The organism is Hassallia byssoidea VB512170 (genome assembly GCF_000817785.2).
Lineage (GTDB): Bacteria > Cyanobacteriota > Cyanobacteriia > Cyanobacteriales > Nostocaceae > Hassallia > Hassallia carrinoi.
In genome coordinates this window covers 1-15,614 of record NZ_JTCM02000143.1, presented here as the reverse complement: position 1 = coordinate 15,614, position 15,614 = coordinate 1, and the positions used below count along the sequence as shown (strand labels likewise).

Annotated in this window: 22 protein-coding genes and 1 pseudogene; 19 read left to right on the top strand and 4 right to left on the bottom strand. The window is 40.5% G+C overall.

The genetic code is table 11. The annotated features are described in order from the left end of the window. Positions 1 to 145: 145 nt before the first annotated feature. Positions 146 to 367, bottom strand: coding sequence for a hypothetical protein (locus tag PI95_RS31875; protein ID WP_039748288.1), 222 nt, complete (start codon positions 365 to 367; stop codon positions 146 to 148). A gap of 219 nt (positions 368 to 586) precedes the next feature. Between PI95_RS31875 and PI95_RS37595 the strand changes: the two genes are divergently transcribed. Together PI95_RS37595 and PI95_RS37590 are read left to right on the top strand one after the other, a co-directional pair. Then, a complete protein-coding gene (locus PI95_RS37595) occupies positions 587 to 805 on the top strand; it encodes a ribbon-helix-helix domain-containing protein (RefSeq protein WP_373695731.1) in 219 nt (72 codons plus the stop codon). 20 nt (positions 806 to 825) lie between these two features. Then, positions 826 to 951: a hypothetical protein gene (locus PI95_RS37590; protein ID WP_373695730.1), complete on the top strand. Its 126-nt coding sequence runs from the start codon at positions 826 to 828 to the stop codon at positions 949 to 951. Between the two features lie 68 nt (positions 952 to 1,019). On the opposite strand, the gene PI95_RS31865 is transcribed toward PI95_RS37590, so the two are convergent. Beyond that, positions 1,020 to 1,295 (bottom strand): KGK domain-containing protein, encoded by a 276-nt coding sequence (locus PI95_RS31865; RefSeq protein ID WP_052325256.1) that lies wholly within the window; start codon positions 1,293 to 1,295, stop codon positions 1,020 to 1,022. A 140-nt stretch (positions 1,296 to 1,435) separates the two neighbouring features. Between PI95_RS31865 and PI95_RS31860 the strand changes: the two genes are divergently transcribed. From PI95_RS31860 to PI95_RS31845, 4 genes are all read left to right on the top strand, one after another. Next, complete coding sequence (locus PI95_RS31860; protein WP_039748290.1) at positions 1,436 to 1,633, top strand: hypothetical protein; 198 nt, start codon at positions 1,436 to 1,438, stop codon at positions 1,631 to 1,633. A gap of 35 nt (positions 1,634 to 1,668) precedes the next feature. Continuing rightward, entirely contained in the window at positions 1,669 to 1,953 is a 285-nt protein-coding gene (locus tag PI95_RS31855) for a hypothetical protein (protein WP_039748291.1), read from the top strand. A 102-nt stretch (positions 1,954 to 2,055) separates the two neighbouring features. Further along, on the top strand, positions 2,056 to 2,358 hold the full coding sequence (locus tag PI95_RS31850; RefSeq protein WP_039748292.1) for a hypothetical protein: 303 nt from the start codon (positions 2,056 to 2,058) through the stop codon (positions 2,356 to 2,358). Positions 2,359 to 2,448: 90 nt separating this feature from the next. Next, complete coding sequence (locus PI95_RS31845) at positions 2,449 to 5,136, top strand: VapE domain-containing protein (RefSeq protein ID WP_039748293.1); 2,688 nt, start codon at positions 2,449 to 2,451, stop codon at positions 5,134 to 5,136. Positions 5,137 to 5,536: 400 nt separating this feature from the next. On the opposite strand, the gene PI95_RS31840 is transcribed toward PI95_RS31845, so the two are convergent. After that, positions 5,537 to 5,917, bottom strand: a complete 381-nt coding sequence (locus PI95_RS31840; protein ID WP_063842393.1) for a response regulator transcription factor — start codon at positions 5,915 to 5,917, stop codon at positions 5,537 to 5,539. A gap of 138 nt (positions 5,918 to 6,055) precedes the next feature. Between PI95_RS31840 and PI95_RS31835 the strand changes: the two genes are divergently transcribed. The 6 genes from PI95_RS31835 (at position 6,056) to PI95_RS31810 (ending at position 11,100) form a co-directional block, all read left to right on the top strand. Further along, entirely contained in the window at positions 6,056 to 6,850 is a 795-nt protein-coding gene (locus PI95_RS31835; protein WP_039748295.1) for a hypothetical protein, read from the top strand. Between the two features lie 18 nt (positions 6,851 to 6,868). Beyond that, a complete protein-coding gene (locus PI95_RS31830; protein ID WP_039748296.1) occupies positions 6,869 to 7,204 on the top strand; it encodes a hypothetical protein in 336 nt (111 codons plus the stop codon). Positions 7,205 to 7,258: 54 nt separating this feature from the next. Continuing rightward, positions 7,259 to 7,921 carry a phage tail fiber repeat family protein gene (locus PI95_RS31825; RefSeq protein WP_039748298.1) on the top strand — a complete coding sequence of 221 codons (663 nt, stop codon included), beginning with the start codon at positions 7,259 to 7,261 and terminating at the stop codon, positions 7,919 to 7,921. A 165-nt stretch (positions 7,922 to 8,086) separates the two neighbouring features. Then, positions 8,087 to 9,781, top strand: coding sequence for a hypothetical protein (locus PI95_RS31820; RefSeq protein ID WP_039748302.1), 1,695 nt, complete (start codon positions 8,087 to 8,089; stop codon positions 9,779 to 9,781). After that, entirely contained in the window at positions 9,781 to 10,101 is a 321-nt protein-coding gene (locus PI95_RS31815) for a hypothetical protein (protein ID WP_039748303.1), read from the top strand. The genes PI95_RS31820 and PI95_RS31815 overlap by 1 nt, the downstream gene beginning before the upstream one ends. A gap of 3 nt (positions 10,102 to 10,104) precedes the next feature. Continuing rightward, the gene (locus tag PI95_RS31810; RefSeq protein ID WP_039748304.1) at positions 10,105 to 11,100 is read left to right on the top strand and encodes a hypothetical protein; all 996 of its coding nucleotides are present in this window, start codon (positions 10,105 to 10,107) and stop codon (positions 11,098 to 11,100) included. Here the strand turns inward: PI95_RS31810 and PI95_RS31805 are convergent. Further along, positions 11,097 to 11,837, bottom strand: coding sequence for a hypothetical protein (locus PI95_RS31805; RefSeq protein ID WP_039748305.1), 741 nt, complete (start codon positions 11,835 to 11,837; stop codon positions 11,097 to 11,099). The two genes, PI95_RS31810 and PI95_RS31805, sit on opposite strands and share 4 nt — an antisense overlap. A gap of 186 nt (positions 11,838 to 12,023) precedes the next feature. Here PI95_RS31805 and PI95_RS31800 point away from each other — a divergent pair, with 186 nt between their 5' ends. The 7 genes and pseudogenes from PI95_RS31800 to PI95_RS31770 all read left to right on the top strand — a co-directional run. Then, a complete protein-coding gene (locus PI95_RS31800) occupies positions 12,024 to 12,344 on the top strand; it encodes a hypothetical protein (protein ID WP_039748306.1) in 321 nt (106 codons plus the stop codon). 60 nt (positions 12,345 to 12,404) lie between these two features. Continuing rightward, positions 12,405 to 13,055 (top strand): hypothetical protein, encoded by a 651-nt coding sequence (locus PI95_RS31795; RefSeq protein WP_039748307.1) that lies wholly within the window; start codon positions 12,405 to 12,407, stop codon positions 13,053 to 13,055. Next, positions 13,045 to 13,515, top strand: a complete 471-nt coding sequence (locus tag PI95_RS31790; protein ID WP_052325257.1) for a hypothetical protein — start codon at positions 13,045 to 13,047, stop codon at positions 13,513 to 13,515. The genes PI95_RS31795 and PI95_RS31790 overlap by 11 nt, the downstream gene beginning before the upstream one ends. A gap of 5 nt (positions 13,516 to 13,520) precedes the next feature. Beyond that, the gene (locus tag PI95_RS31785) at positions 13,521 to 14,024 is read left to right on the top strand and encodes a hypothetical protein (RefSeq protein ID WP_039748308.1); all 504 of its coding nucleotides are present in this window, start codon (positions 13,521 to 13,523) and stop codon (positions 14,022 to 14,024) included. A 1-nt stretch (position 14,025) separates the two neighbouring features. Next, the gene (locus tag PI95_RS31780) at positions 14,026 to 14,331 is read left to right on the top strand and encodes a hypothetical protein (RefSeq protein WP_039748309.1); all 306 of its coding nucleotides are present in this window, start codon (positions 14,026 to 14,028) and stop codon (positions 14,329 to 14,331) included. Between the two features lie 2 nt (positions 14,332 to 14,333). Continuing rightward, entirely contained in the window at positions 14,334 to 14,822 is a 489-nt protein-coding gene (locus PI95_RS31775) for a hypothetical protein (protein WP_039748310.1), read from the top strand. Positions 14,823 to 14,824: 2 nt separating this feature from the next. Then, positions 14,825 to 15,442, top strand: a pseudogene (locus PI95_RS31770) (peptidoglycan-binding protein); the annotation flags it as partial. Positions 15,443 to 15,614 lie beyond the last annotated feature (172 nt).

Sequence of the window (15,614 nt, the reverse complement as noted above, 5' to 3'; positions counted from 1 at the left end):
CCGACGGAAAAACCGACTCGTTCATTGCTGTAGTTACCAAGGGAAATAAGGAAGTGGGCATGAAGGGTTTTTATTTTCATAGTTTTGTTGCCATAATGGTGTTCTCACAAGATAGTTAACGCTCTTGGGCTTCGCGGTGAAGCCCTTATTTTTTGTCCTCCTTTTGGCGTTGTTGATAAAGCTTCAAAGACTGTTCTGACAAGACTTCCCAAAGGGCGTCGGCATTTTCTTCTGTAAGTACGACATAGTAGCTGTCTCGGAAGTAGACCGTTACTCCGATGTGACTTCTTGCCGCGTGCGTTACTGACTCCAAGTCGATAATTATTAGATCTCTGTCTTTGTCTAGGATTTCAACGAATTTACTCAATGGCGGGTTCTCCTTGGTTGTTGGTTATGGGCATTGGGCATCTCTGCACCGACTAACCGCTAGCAGGTCTTTGGGTTACGCCACTTTGGGCTGACAGGCTGCTGTCTCTGTCTGGTTGCGGTTGGGGGTGTGAGAGTGTTGCAATTTCTATTGTAGACGTGTACAACTAATATAGTTTAATAGCACACGTGCTAAATGTAAATATAGTACACGTGTAAAATGGGAGGTAGTAGATGGGTACAAAAAATGAGGAAGCCGTTACATGGTCAGAGAAAGCAGAAGCTAACTCTGACAATTTCCCCGGAGGGGGTAGAATTGCTGGAAGCACAAGCAAAAATGCTGGGAATCAGCAAGAGCGAAATACTAGAGCGTGTGGCTCGCAATCAGGTATCTTCGCCCTCGGAACAGCAGATGATGGGGGAATACTTGACCATCTAATCGGCGAATGTGTTGATCAGATGGCGACTAAACGAGAAGAAGCAAAGCGTTTAGACGCTGAAATTAAGCGTCTTGAATCCAGGGTTGAAGAATACAGAACGCTTCGAGAACAACTAAAGAAACAATCTGAAGAAATCGACGAATAAAGCCGTTCTACCTCAAAGGTAGGACGGCTTTGTCATGGTTGCTACCTGCTATCAGGTAGCAAAGTTAGTTAAGGCACAAAATTAGTAATCATCTCTTCCAATTGGCGAAACTCGTCCAGAGGAGATTCCGACTGAGGTTGCGCCAACTCGTTTGGAACAAACTCGAATCGAAGCCGGATTTTACCTTTTCTCCATTTTCCACCGTTAACTAGTAAAACTTCACAGTCCACACCGCTTGATAACCACCGTTGGTTACAAGGCTGAAGGTAATAACCTATTAATGATGTTCTAATTTCACTAACTTTTGCTGTTGAAGTTTTTGTAACGCTTTTATCTAGCGACATAGACACTACGTCGTCATCCCTCAAGTCGATTTTATTACTCACAATCAATCCTCAGTTAACGCCATTCCCAGGTATCGCCTGGTACTAATAGTGTTCCCTCTCACCCACCAAAAACGATCTACCAACAACCAATAAAAAAAATGGAAGATTTAATTGCCGACCTGATTTTTGAAATTAAAAAAGCAGCGGTATCTTTACGAGAAGCCGCAGAAGATTTAGAGTCGGATGTCAACTCCAGCCCTTTCGACTTCAGCGATGCCCGGATGTGCCTTGAAGAAGTCAGCGAACATTTTGAAAAACTTAAATTTCTCCTGACTGAAGAACAAGAGCAAGAGTAACCCCAAATAAACACGCGATCGCGCTTCTAATAACTATGAAACCACCAATACAACAAGCCAAAAAACACCTTTTACAACACCTCAGAACCGCATCCCCAGAAGTAAAAGAAATTGTTTACCCTTGCCTGCCTCAAGATATAGGCGATTACCGACGGGCGCTGGAACTTGTCGAAGTTCAAGCCGAATTTAACCGACGTGGGGTAAAAGCCATACTCAAAACTGCTTCTCGCAGCGGCAAAATATCGCCCGATATTATAATTGCGACTGCTAAAGACGTGGCGAGTGGCAAGCTCGACGAACGTTTTCGCGACGATTCCTGAGAAATTAAAAAGCGATCGCGCTTCTGGGATGGGAGAAGGCGATCGCGGGATTGTTAAAAGATTCACGAGGGTGCATTACCAATTAAAGTTTAAGCAAAGAAAATGCAAACACCTCAGGTTGTCACAGAACTTAAGCGCCTGGTTTTACTCGCGAGAATTTGGTTTTGGGCGGCAGTCCGTTCTCCTTATTTTCGAGAGTGTCAGTTGTCCTTCGACCATCCACCTATAGAAGTAGATGTTCGCTGGTCAAAGTACAGTTGCGAGTTTCTACTGATCCAAATAAGTTTCCATCGTCCGAAACTGGCATTAGATATCCCTTGGACTATTTGCCTGGACTTCATTGAAGCCAGAAGAAAAGAAGGCGAAATTATCGAAGAAAAACTTATCGACAATATCCCTTTTTAACTATGAACAACCAACAAATATCAAGTTACTCAACATCTACCCTGAAAAAAAAAGTAGCAAGGGCTACTCAAAATCAAAAAAGGATAAATAATGAATAATCTTAATACCTGCCTTAATTCTAGCACAAAAGCGCCTAAGCACATTGATACTCATCATTTTAAAGAATGGGAATCTAGCGCTGTTAAATACTTCATAATCTCTAAAAACGTCAAATCAATTCATGACTCCCTAGAAGTTGACAAGCTTCTAAACAGAAACAATAAACGTCGCCATAAGCACTCTGAGAACTTAGTCCCTTGCTGGGCTGTAAGCGGGATAGACCCCTTAACTGACGAACCGACGCTGTTAGGTGTTCAAGTTAAGCCGGACACTCCTTATCTCAACAAAGAAGGTAAACAGCAGAAATATCTTAGTGCTAGTGGGTACGGCGCTGCTCCGCTATTTCTTAATATTGGAATTGAGGAATATTGGAAGGGTGTTATAGAAGACAAGACAGAGCCAGTTTTCTTAACGGAAGGAGCTAAAAAAGCCGGCGCGGGTTTATCTATTGGACACGCCACAATCTCAATCCCTGGCGTTTCAACTTGTAGAAAAAAAGGACGATTGCACCCTTCATTAGAGTTGTTCACAGGACTTGGCAGAGTTTTTTACTTTGCCTTTGACAATGATGTAATGACAAAACGCCAAGTGCAAACAGCTTTGCTTGCAATGGCACGCGAGTTAGCTGCTACTGGTTCTAAAGTTATGGTTGTTCAACTTCCCCCTGGTGAGTTAAAGGGGATGGACGATTTTATCGCTGCTAAGGGAGAAGAAGCCTTTAACGCCCTAGTCGATTCAGCCCTAACAATCGAAGAGTGGCACGACCAGATAAAGGAGAAGGAGCGCGAACAGCTAGAAGAAATTAAGAACACCAAACGCTCTAAAGTTGCTCGTTACATGGAGATAGTTAAACTCGGCTGGGGTCACGAACTAAGATACAACGAGTTAAAAACTCAGATTGAGTTATTAGACAAGCCTCTTGACCTTGATCAAGTTCGCCTGAGAATCGCTTTAGAATTCGACCTTGATGTCCCTATGCAAGATGCCCAAGCAATAGTTGAAAATCTAGCAAAGGAAAACACTTACCATCCAATTGCCGATTATCTAGACACGTTAGCTCAACAATATCCTCAACCGGATTTGAGCATTTTAGACGATTTAGCCTCTCGCTATTTTGGGACAGACGAGCCACTACACAATCTTTATTTAAGAAAGACGCTAATAGCAGCAGTTGCCAGGGTGAAGTCACCAGGGTGTAAACACGACGAAGCAACTATTTTAGTAGGTGGTCAGGGCATCGGGAAAAGTACCTTTTGGGAAAAGTTATTTGGCAGTAACTGGTTTACGGATGAATTAGGCGACGCCAACGAAAAAGACGAGTTGATGAAACTACACCGTTTTTGGGGGCTTGAGTGGGCAGAGTTCGAGACAGTTTACAAACGCAAAGACGTTTCGTCTCTGAAAAAATTTATGACCACAAAAATAGACCCGATTAGAACCCCATATTCTCGTTCGCTGAAAGAATATCCGCGTCAGTCGGTTTTAGTAGGTACAACGAACGAGCAAGAAATTCTTTCAGACCCCACAGGAAGCCGACGTTTTTGGATTATTCCAGCTACCAAGCGAATTCCCATAGACCAACTAGAGGAAGAAAGAGACCGGATTTGGGCAGCTGCCTACGCTCTCTACAGATCCGGTGAAAAGTGGTATTTGGACTGGGAAGACTTAACACGTCAAGAGGAAATGAACAAGGATTACCAGACGGAAGACCCCTGGCACGAAAAGATCCAGAGTTTTGTCCGAAACAAACTTGAAGTAACGCTTGATGAAATCTTCAGGCATCTCAATATTGAGACGGAAAGGCAAGATATGGGATTTACAAAGCGAATCGCTGCAATCCTCCGCTGTCTTAACTGGCAAAAAATCCGAAAATATGTCAACGGAGAATGGGTTCGCCTCTGGCAACAACTAAAAATAAAAGTTGATATTTTAGGGGGATCTAGGGGGATCGTCCAAGGCGATGTAACTTCTGATGTAAGTACTCAAAAAGACGATTATCAAAAAATAAATGTTGATGTTTTAGGGGGATCTAGGGGGATCGTCGAAACGAATGTAAACAATCATACAGTTAATCTAAATGTGAAAAACGAGGGGGATCGAGTTGCAAACGAGCCAGCGCAATACTTTCAAGAAAATATTCTCAACTCGATCCCCCTAGATCCCCCTCAAAAACCAACTTTTATTTTTGAGGGTGAAAACAAGGGTGAAGAGTCTAACCCCTCACCCAAATCAACAGAAAATACCTGCCCACGCACCAGCTTGCCACTCCCCCAACCTTTTGAAGTGAAAATTGACAGTCCTTTGGGAACTTCCACCTGCCTGGTTACACCCCAGAAGATCCGCAAAAAGGATGGTCGGATTGAAAGTCGATTTGAATTCCATCTCGCTAACGGCATCACCAGCCGTAAATTCGGATCGATTAGCAAGAAAGCTGAAGCTGAAGAATTTGCGACTAAAGAAATAACAAATCGCATTCATGAAGCCATAAAGCATCCATCGCGGCGCTATAGCGTTGAGCAGATAATTGGGACGATGCTAGAGCCAGAAGTTATTTGGGTTCAGGGCTGCAAATGCGTGGAAGTTCCGGAACACCCAGTTAATAGCTGGTACGTTTTTGAAACTCCGACGGGCGATCGCATCCGAGTAGCTGGAGACAACGAATTCAAGTTAGAAACATGATTTGCCAAGTCTGCCCCTCAACCGCCATCAGCTACGACCCACTGCAAGAGCTTTACACTTGTCAAACCTACGGTCATAGCTGGTTTCCTGACGACGACTATGACGATTTCATTGAAGAAGACGACGGGGACGTTGAATTCGATTGTGGCTTTCAACCCGGTTACGGCTGCCACGACACTGGGAGTGAAGACTGCGATTGGGAGTGCCCCTATCACCGCAAGCTTCACTCACATCCGGATTATCCAAATGTTTCGTTAAGCGATGAATCTCTAACGTGATTGTTTATTGAAGAATTTTAGTCTTAGCTAATAAAAGTCGATTTAACTTACCGCGTATATTATTTAGAGGTGTCTCCCGAACAAGTAAAAAAAGCGATCGCTTCAATTTGGCTATAACATACTTATTTGCATAAAACTTGAGAATTCTTAATCCTGCGTAATTTTTGGATAATATTTGAAGCGTACCCGCGACTGGCTCCCGTAATAGCCACGGCTGTTGAGGAAGGCAGTATTCCACTTCTTTCAATGAAAAGCTGAGTGATTTGTTTTTCTATAGTTGAAGTTCTTTTGTATGCTCTGGGAATAAATTTATCTTTACTATTAAGAAATAGAATTATTAGCTTGTTACGAGAGACACAACCTGTTTCCCTCAAAATACTGGAAACATGAGATTCAATAGTGCGAATTGAAACTACTTGTATTTCGGCAATTTCTTTATTGCTTTTACCTTGACCTACAAGAGTAAGTGTTTCAAATTCTTTAGGCGTAAGTTCGTAATACATATAAGCTTGCTCTTTCTTAGCCTCTTCCCAAATTTTTTAACATTTTAACTCGGTTTTGTAATGTAACGAAGCTTAACAATTGTCTTTACATCAAAAAGCTTTTCAGTTAAAACAAGCTTGTTACTTTTATTCGACTAAGTGGTAATTTCAACTTTCAATAAAGCTAAAACTATTGTCAAAAGCCTTGATTCTGCTACAGGACAAAGCATAATCCCAGTTTTTTCAAATACTTTAGTCGGCAATTATCCCGGTCAGATCGTCAGTGTCAACGCTTTCGTTAAAAATCTTAAGGCTCATGCCAAAATTAGCAGTCTCGCACCTGTCAAATTGCCTAATTTTCAGCTTGAGGATAGTGAAACTGATAAACTATATAAAACTTTAGATATTGAGTGGGGAAGCGCAAGGAAGCAGTTAAATTTGTATATCTCGGATAATCAAACAGATTGGTATCAGGTAGGAGCAATTAGTTTGCTCAATCCCTCTGGCTACCCCTACCGGATTTACAATTTAATGGACTTAATAACTGATAATTTAGCAATTGAGCTAGGAGAGAACGGGCGTATTGGTGTACAGATCCAAGACGTTGGTTACGGTGCGCTACAAACTGGAGATTTAGTTACGATCCACGGTTCCTACGTGCAAGAGATAGCCACTGATAGCAACGCGACAATTCAAAGCACTATTGACTTTGAGAAATTAGTTGAAGTAGAAAGTACTGTTATTCTTGGGGCGAACCCCTTAAGGAAATATTTAGCGATTACCAATAATGGCAATAACTCAATTTATTTAAATTTAGGAGACTCAGCAACTTTAGGGAAAGGATTATATTTGACTCCTGCTGGTAGCTTTGATTTAGACAAGCCTTATTTTGGGTCTATATCTGCAATCTCTACTAGTGACATTTCGTCTGTCTCTGGAGTAGAGTGTAGCTAGTTTTTTAGAAATAGAAAAATGCCAATCTTTAATCCTTCAGAATCTGTTATCAGTACTTTCGTAGTAATTAAGGCAGAAAATGTTAATATTGGGCAAGCTTCTGTTAACTCGACAGTTGAGGAAGTAATACAAGAGAATCATGATAGACGTGGGTTGACGATTACAAATACTCACAGCAGCAATGTTTATTTTGATGTTTACGAGGGGATACTTGATGCTACAAATTACATGTTTATGCTAAAGCCCAATGGAATTTACGAAATGCCTACAGCGGGTGCAATTTACACTGGAGCTTTTTACGCACGTGCTGTTTCAGGAAATGGAGAAATAATTTACCGAGAATTCACGTCTTAAATATTTATAAATCACTTAAAATCATTACTTTAAGTGATTTAAACACAATAACTTATGCCAATATATAATACTAACCAAGAAATCGAAGAACTACAAGCAGCGCTGGATGCCAAGTCCCCCACCAGCCACACTCATGCGATCGCACTAATCGAAGGCTTGCAAGCAGCGCTGGATGCCAAGTCCCCCACCAGCCACACTCATGCGATCGCACTAATTGAAGGTTTGCAAGCAGCGCTGGATGCCAAGTCCCCTTTTAACCACATTCATGCGATCGCATTAATCGAAGGACTACAAGCGGCGCTGGATGCCAAGTCTCCGCTAACCCATACTCATGCGATCGCACTAATTGAAGGCTTGCAAGCAGCGCTGGATACCAAATCACCCACAAACCATCAGCACTTACCGACTGAATGGCAAAACTTATCCCTAAGCGCTGGTTGGTCTAACTACGGCATCGGTTACACGGTTCCCCAGTGTCGCAAATTTATAGGGGGTTTAATTGAAGTAAAGGGAGTAACTAAGAAATCTACTGCTTTGGTTGCCAATGAAATAATAACTACTTTGCCTGTTGGTTATAGACCAAGTGAAATAATGCTACTTGCTACCTGGGCGGGCGGGGGAACCTCTCGGATACAAGTAGAACCGAGTGGAGTAATAAGACTTGCAAGTGGTAACAACTCAGGTGTGGGCTTAAACTTCCTATTTGGGTTGGATTAAAAATGTTGAAAAATCCTTTTGAACTCATATTTGAAGTTGTTAATGACCCGGAAGATTTTAAAATCCCTTACAAAATCTATGGCAACGTTGATTTGGAGATAATGACAGATAAATACAATCACTTGACCAATAAACCAAAATATAATTTGTCCGTAAGATTTAGTAATGGTAAGAGAACGTTTTAAGCCTTTAAGAAATGACCCGAATTTGCCAGAAGTAAATATTCCTTTCAAGAATCCTTTTAACCACCAGCCATTGTTTGCCCCCAATCCGCGTCCGAAAACTCGCGGTTGGCAAGATGACGCTGATGTTGATTGGTATTTTGACGGCTGTAACAATGGAATAAGAATTAATAGCTTAGGGATTGATTTTATTAGAAGAAATCCCAATTGTCCAGTTCCATTTACAGAAATAAAAAACTATTTTCCACCTCCGCTACCGCCAGTAATAGAACCAGTAAAGAAACCACCACCTTTTGTCCCCACAAATTACGGTCATTGCGGACAGTTAACCTTACATGTTGCCTTTGGCTACCTTTTGCTCGGATATGGCGTAGATCCGCTAACAGAAAGAACTATTGCGCTAGAAATTCCTGTAGGTGTAGATGCTTGTGCGAACAAGTACATGGAATGCGTCCCTTCTTTTAAGTCAAAACAACAAGTCCTTGAATCGGCAAATTCTACAGGGTTTGGCAATAATTTTCAGATTAACGGAGTACAAATTCGACAGGAGTTTTTGTTTCGGCTAGAAGTTAATCACGATTGCGCCAGTCTTCAACCTCCTTTCGGTCAGTACAGCTATCCGGTTTACATGATTAGCCAGCAATACATTACCGTTTTCGATCCGGTTAATTTAGTTATGGCCGAATTATTTTCTCGGATAACAACTTCTAGCAGAAAACCGGAAGTGACTATATTAAACAGCGCCTCTGACGATAGAAGCTGCCATTATCCTCCCCTGCCCCCAGATCCACCTCCCCCCCCACCGCCGTATATGCAATGCTGTCCGAACGTCGAACAAAACGACCAACTTTTAAGGCTAATTCTTAAGCGAATTGGAGAACCAAAAACAGTAACAATTTTCGATGAAGACTTAGACCGTAAAGGCGCTCAAAAAGCCAATAAAACTCCCGAAAGCTTAAATGATTATTTAAAATTAGCGGTCGAGCGAATTGAAATCGCTAATCGAATTGTTGGAATTGAAAATTTCCCAATTACTGTTCCTGATACGATGATCGAGCCTTATAAAGAAGGCGCTTTCTCTAAAATATTCGGCTTTATCAACGGTGATAAAAAAAGAAAAATTAAAACTATCGCGGAATTTATTGCTTGGATGTCCGAGCAAGATTCAGCGGTGTTAGGCGAGTTTCATCAAGTAATTGAATATGAATCTGGTGAAAAAGGTAAAGATGGTAAACCTAAAAAGAAGACTTTAGTACTTCCTAACGTTGCGGAAACATTAAAAGAAATCACCCTTTTAGTGGCACAAATGGCAAAGCAGAATAATACACAAACCGAAGTGTTATTTAAGGCTTTGTTTGAAATTGTTGCTACTAGAGCAGAAGCGACTAAAGGTACTGCAATTGTTCAAGATATCCAAGATTTTTTAGACTATCCTACAGAAACCAAATCAGTACAGTATGGCTCTAGCGTCAGCATTCCCAATTATCAAGTAAACAAGGAAGGTAAGCCCCTTGCGACTGAGACGACAGAAGACCATAAAAATCTATTAAAACCTGGGAAAGTTAGATACGTTTACGAGGATTGGACTGGCGACAGTTCTTTTCATGACCAAATGATAGATTTATTACAAATGGCATCAATGCTTAGAGCGGTTTTATATCAAAGAACGGATAAATAATGGCTAACAGTGAAGAGAAATCTTTAAACAAGCTAAAAAAGCAGGTTAACCACACGTTAGAAATGTCTGAAGTTTTAGCTGGTAAAAAACCAATTGGAGGAAGAGTAGGAGATAAATTAAAACAACAAAAAGAGGAGGAATTTGACTTAAAGCGGGGACAAAAAATTAGAGATAAGAAATTTAAGCAGTTTGATGCTTATTGTGAACGTTTGGAAAATGTAGTCAATAATTTTGAGGAGGAGACTAAAGATAAAAAACGTAGAATAAAAATTAAACGCACTTCAATTGTTAATCCTAAACAACCAAATAAAGTAATTTGAACTATGCCATTACCAATAATTCTTGAAAAATTAAAATCAATTGGCAAGCAAGTAGGACTTGCGATGTTAAGACAATTTTCTCCTGTGGCTGGAGTTTTGGCGACGGTTGCCGATAATGCCAACGAATCGTACAATCGCTTAAGCGCTACGCAAAAACAACAAGGATTTGGAAACGTAATTTTAGGTATTAGAAATTATGCACTCGGCTCTCTTGCCGCTTTTACTGGAGGCGCAATTCTTGCAGTTGGTGGTTATGCTCTAGCAGGTCTAGCTTCTTTAGGAACGGTAGGGGCGTTAACTGCAACTATGATAGGCGGTGGGTTTCTAGCAATCTCAGTAACTCAAATAGTCTCTTTAATATTTGGAACTACGAACTTTATTATTAATTTTAATATTAATAAGTCAGATACAGAGTTAGATGCTGAATTGGTAGCTAAAATTGAAAGTTTTTACGGATTGCTGGGGGAAGCTGTTGGTAGCGCTATGGGGTATCTAGTTTGCGGTGCTCTCCCTGGTGCAGTTGCCTTTGCTTTTAATCCCGCTGTTGGAGCAGCAATCATGCGTGATTTAGACGATGATATTAGAAGTGAAATATTAGGAAGCGTTAATCAAATTTCTAGAAGCGCTTTTCAGACTTTAATTAATGCTGCTTTGGTTGAAAAGTTTAAATCTACCAGGCGGACTTTAAAAAAGAATCCTGATAGTGGTTTCTCAAAAATTGTTCGCTCAATTATGGGCGAAGAGAATTGGAAAAATTGGGGGAAGTCGAATCAAGAAAGCTTTACAATTTACAATAACGTAATCGAGAAACGCATTGAAGCTATCCCTGATAAAGGTAAAAGAGAGTTTCTAGAAAACGCTTTAGAAGGCTTTGGGGATAGTTGTATGGAGGCAGGATATATTGTTGCAAATACACTTGATAGTCAACTTGCAGCACAAGCGTTAATGAGGCAAGCAATTTTGGGCAATCCCACAGACGTGAGAATCAGCTTTGCTTAACCATCGTCTTTAGCGCTACCACGCACTTGCAGCGCTTCACGAATAATTTCTTTGGTTAATTCTGGTTCTTTATCCACCCATAAAAATATTTTTTGGGTGCGTTTACGTTTGAAGTCTGCTTTTGTTGTTGATTTTAAATTTGATATTTTTTGGGTGCGTTGTCGTTCACTTTCTACCAATATTTTTTCAGAGTTAATAACTACAAAATAAGCAGGGTAAACTTTGGTAGTTTCCTTAAACAATGTTTGATATTGTTCGCGTCTACCCTCTTTTTTTTCTTCAGTGATTGATAAAGTAAGTATTTTTGCAGTGCTTAACTCTGCAAGATTTTTTAGCATTTTGCTTGCTTCTTCTTCAGTTGAGGCGTGTATTTTCATTTGTCGCCCGTTGTCTAAGTTAGCGGTAGCGCGAAACCGTCCCCAGCTATATCCGTTCGTCCCCCCCGCTGCTTGTTTAATTATCCCCCAATCTAATTTTTTTTTGTCCACGTCGGGAATATTGCAATAGGGACGTACTAATTTTTCGCTATGCCCAGCGCTAAACGGGGGAGTTTTATTCGGATACCAAAATATTGTCAATTTTATCGTGTGAGGCTGCGCTCGTACAAACTCTTCTAGAGGCATCCCCACAATATCACCAATATCTCGATTCTCTAAAAGCTGATGTACTCCTATCAATAAAGAAATGATTGGCTTTAACGTTTCTTCACTGCCAGACAAGATAATTTCGTCAGCCATAATTTTTAACGCAAATATATTTACATATCCTTAGGATGTACAAAATTATGCTCGCAAGTTTAACACTAAAGTCCTTGCTGCGTAAAGGTATTGGCACCTTTAAAAATAATCTTTTTTTTGTAAAAACCCCTTGACACTTAGCAATAAATACAACATGGTGGATAAATTGAATAACCAATAACGAATATGGACTTAACAATTGCAGAGATTATTGCTCAAATCCCAGTCGATGACCCGGTTCGAGACTGGTGGGACGATGCAAGTGCAATGCCTGCGGATACCACTGTGAGCGAATTTTTCTTAAAAACCTTGAAAGCCGCTAGCGATGCCCAGCGCGTTAAAAATGCCAACTTATCAGCCGGCAGCCGCATTGACGGGTATCCCGCACCGACATTTGGCGCTATAACTATTGACGCTTCAACTAATCTACAAACTTATCTGATGACTTGCTCGGTGAGGGCTCGCGTCGCAACAAATTTAGATGTTGCAGTTTCTCCATTAGTTTAAATTCAAATGGTGTTGCTTTCAAGTAACACCTAATAATTACCTATTGCAAAGGATTTTATAGTGCCAACAGCAAGCTTAGGACGAACTCATTTCCCAATATCACGTAAAACTTCTGGTGATGCACAAAGAAGTATCAAAGACCCTTTTGGATATTTTTCTTGCCGTGAAAGTACCACAAGATTTTTAGATTTGCAAGATAAAGCTAAAACTGCTGGTTATGCAACTGCAAAAGGGCGAAAAGCTTATACTAAAAGTACTACTTTAGTTGATGGAACTAAACTTACCGCAGCAAATGGCGGAGACACTATTTCAGTTGCTGAAAGTGAAATTACTCAATCAATTGGTTCTCGTGGTAGCCGAACAGTAATTATTAAGACTGGGAAAAAACTTCCCGATAAAAATGTTGATGGCAAGACGAAATCTGGCGGATATCATACTATCTCTTTTCGCTTTCCTAGCTGGGCTACTGTTTGGGTAATCGCCGATGCGCTTGGCGAACTAATTCCAGCGGGAAAAATATCTGTAACTCCAAGTAGCACAGAGATTTACCCTTATTTTACTGTTAAAGGGGGTAGAAAATACATGATAATGGCGGAAGCGGCGGCAGAAGAGAATTCTGATGCAAGCATTCCGGAAACTCCCCAAGAAATGGAAACATTAGCTACTTCAGCAAAATTAAAGGCTAAAAAGGGCGCCGGCGGTGACGCTTAATCCCGATTCTTGGCAGTTCAAATGGTATCAGCGGTTTCAGGCAGAGCGCCCAACGCCTGATACCTATAAGCCGATTTCTTCTATTGAAGTCCCGGTAGTTTTTGATAGTTCTTTGATTGCTGTTTTAGCTACAAGCAATACGGCTCCGACTACCTGGATAACAGCTGGATGGCTAAATCAAAGAATTCCCTCAGGGATTATTAATCAGATTTATCCCGACGCAGATTTTGTTCAGAATAGAAGAATTATTTTAGGAAGAGTGACTTTACTAGAGTTGCCAAAAATAACTTCTAATTTTTCTATTAATTATGTTGTTCCCCGTTGGTTCGTTGATATTAATCTCACTTTTTGGCAGTATACTGAAGAAACTGCTTCTGTTTCTTCTCTTGATTCTTTAGAAGAAATAAAAGATATTTTGTCAAATATTCAAAAAGTTTTAGATAGAATCCGTAGAGAATAACTTTTATGACTACTATCATCTTAGGAACAGGATGTAACCCCTTCAAAACGACAACAGCGGAAGCTCACTTATTAGAAATAATCACTTACTTGCAAGATAAAGAGTTAGATATTACTAGCAATCCGAGTAATAAAGACTTTGTTCAAGTTACTTATAATTTAAACAGCATGATAGCTATTGGTAACTTTGCAATTCCTGCGAATCAATCGATTAGCGGTAGTGGAAACATTATTACAACCGCTATTAATTATTTAGAAGGGATTGATTTTAATCCTGGAGATGGAGGTACTTTTAAATCTCTTACTTGGTCGGAGTATTTTTTAGAAGTTATAACTTATTTGCAAATTAAGGAAGCAGATCCAACTAAAAATCCTAATTCAGATAATAACGTTCTTTCCAACTATGATGCGGATGACAAAAGATACACGGGAAGTATTACTCTTCCTATAGTGGTAACTTTTAACGATTTAGGACTTCCAGTAATTAGGGCTAAAGAATATTTGTTGTAAGATGCAAACTTTCAATATTCAAACTTCAATCGCCGCTGGTGCATTTATTTTAGCTTTATTCACCAATATAGTTGGTGTAATCGTTTGGGCACTGCTTGCCTACGCTAGTGCCGAAAAGAAGAAGTACGCAGCAGAACGCGATTTCAACCATCTCAAAAATAATCAAAAAAACATTTCAGACGGAATTGCACATATCGCGAGCGACTTTGATAAAAGCTTTGAAGATTTGGATAAACGACTCAATTCTATCGACCACGATTTACTTGAAATAAGAACTTACTTAAATATGCACCCTAAACACGAATAAATATGTCCAATTTCCCCTCTTTTGGTAACGCCAATCGTGCCGCACCTCTTTTTCAGAAAGAAATATTTCCGAATATTCAGTTTGCTACTAATATAAATAGTTCTCCCAATTCTCCAAAAACTGTTATTGTCGCTATATCAATGACTAATTTAAGAACAGAGTCCGTTAATAGCACTCTTGAAAGACTTTTTAATTATGCTGTAGAAAGTGCAAATAATGAGATGAATTCATCTACAACTATTTTAGCTTCTGACAATGTGCTTCCAACTATCCATTTCGAAATTGACATCAGTAAAGCTACTTCGCAGGGAGGTAATCTTGTCGTTGATTCAGCGGGTGGTCACGTATCTGGTGCCGTGACTTATACAACTGTGAAAACAGCAAATATTGATATTTTGATTGAAAACTTGCAAATTACTTTACTCGCTTCTACCTTGCAACGAATTAAAACTTATATGGCGACTGCTGTTTCAGCCGACTTGAATCCCTAATGCTAGCAACTAAAATTATTGATTATATGCGCTCTAAAAACTACACAGTTTTTAGCGGAACAAGAAATTTCAATATTGTCTACGTTGAGGGCATGAACGAGGACGGCACCCTTAATAACGACGTTCCGAACCAATTTAACGATCGCCGCATTGTTATCGAAGTCATCGACGGTGTGCCCAAAATCGTCAACCACTGGCAAGCTACCACCGAACCTGGTAGCTACTACACCTACAACCCAATGAATCCAAAAGGCGCCGCGCGAATTCAGTTTGGGCAATATCAAGCTTGGGCAGTGGGACAGCATGGTAACGCTGAACCACACGAGGCTTTGATTCAAGTAGAACCTGTCACCGTCTGCCGTGATTTGAACAAAGATTTTAAGCGGACTGGGGACAAGCTGGACACTGGGTTTTTCGGAATTAATCAACACTGGGGATACGACGTGCCGCTCGACGATATTAAGAAGAGTAGCGCCGGCTGTTTGGTCGGACGCCGGCGGGAGGGACACCGGGAATTTATGCGGCTGGTGAAGAGCGATCGCCGCTATCAGACGAACAAAAACTACATTTTTTATACAACGGTAATAGCCGGGGACGACCTAATTAAGAGCGCTCGGTAGTCAAGGTTTAGTCAAAAAATGACACTTTTTAACAATGCAGTAATTACTAGCAAGGAATACGAGCGTTTTTTCTTGGGACTGAAAATCCTCGTGTCACCAGTTCAAGTCTGGTTCCTGGCATAAATCTCAACGTGATATCTCAGTATCTGGCTGCGCGATCGCATCTTTTTCT

Coding starts and splice junctions, on each gene's coding strand:
- PI95_RS37595 (WP_373695731.1), top strand. CDS start 587: ATGGGAGGTAGTAGATGGGTACAAAAAATGAGGAAGCCGTTACATGGT.
- PI95_RS37590 (WP_373695730.1), top strand. CDS start 826: ATGGCGACTAAACGAGAAGAAGCAAAGCGTTTAGACGCTGAAATTAAG.
- PI95_RS31865 (WP_052325256.1), bottom strand. CDS start 1,295: ATGTCGCTAGATAAAAGCGTTACAAAAACTTCAACAGCAAAAGTTAGT.
- PI95_RS31860 (WP_039748290.1), top strand. CDS start 1,436: ATGGAAGATTTAATTGCCGACCTGATTTTTGAAATTAAAAAAGCAGCG.
- PI95_RS31855 (WP_039748291.1), top strand. CDS start 1,669: ATGAAACCACCAATACAACAAGCCAAAAAACACCTTTTACAACACCTC.
- PI95_RS31850 (WP_039748292.1), top strand. CDS start 2,056: ATGCAAACACCTCAGGTTGTCACAGAACTTAAGCGCCTGGTTTTACTC.
- PI95_RS31845 (WP_039748293.1), top strand. CDS start 2,449: ATGAATAATCTTAATACCTGCCTTAATTCTAGCACAAAAGCGCCTAAG.
- PI95_RS31840 (WP_063842393.1), bottom strand. CDS start 5,917: ATGTATTACGAACTTACGCCTAAAGAATTTGAAACACTTACTCTTGTA.
- PI95_RS31830 (WP_039748296.1), top strand. CDS start 6,869: ATGCCAATCTTTAATCCTTCAGAATCTGTTATCAGTACTTTCGTAGTA.
- PI95_RS31825 (WP_039748298.1), top strand. CDS start 7,259: ATGCCAATATATAATACTAACCAAGAAATCGAAGAACTACAAGCAGCG.
- PI95_RS31820 (WP_039748302.1), top strand. CDS start 8,087: ATGGTAAGAGAACGTTTTAAGCCTTTAAGAAATGACCCGAATTTGCCA.
- PI95_RS31815 (WP_039748303.1), top strand. CDS start 9,781: ATGGCTAACAGTGAAGAGAAATCTTTAAACAAGCTAAAAAAGCAGGTT.
- PI95_RS31810 (WP_039748304.1), top strand. CDS start 10,105: ATGCCATTACCAATAATTCTTGAAAAATTAAAATCAATTGGCAAGCAA.
- PI95_RS31805 (WP_039748305.1), bottom strand. CDS start 11,837: ATGGCTGACGAAATTATCTTGTCTGGCAGTGAAGAAACGTTAAAGCCA.
- PI95_RS31800 (WP_039748306.1), top strand. CDS start 12,024: ATGGACTTAACAATTGCAGAGATTATTGCTCAAATCCCAGTCGATGAC.
- PI95_RS31785 (WP_039748308.1), top strand. CDS start 13,521: ATGACTACTATCATCTTAGGAACAGGATGTAACCCCTTCAAAACGACA.
- PI95_RS31780 (WP_039748309.1), top strand. CDS start 14,026: ATGCAAACTTTCAATATTCAAACTTCAATCGCCGCTGGTGCATTTATT.
- PI95_RS31775 (WP_039748310.1), top strand. CDS start 14,334: ATGTCCAATTTCCCCTCTTTTGGTAACGCCAATCGTGCCGCACCTCTT.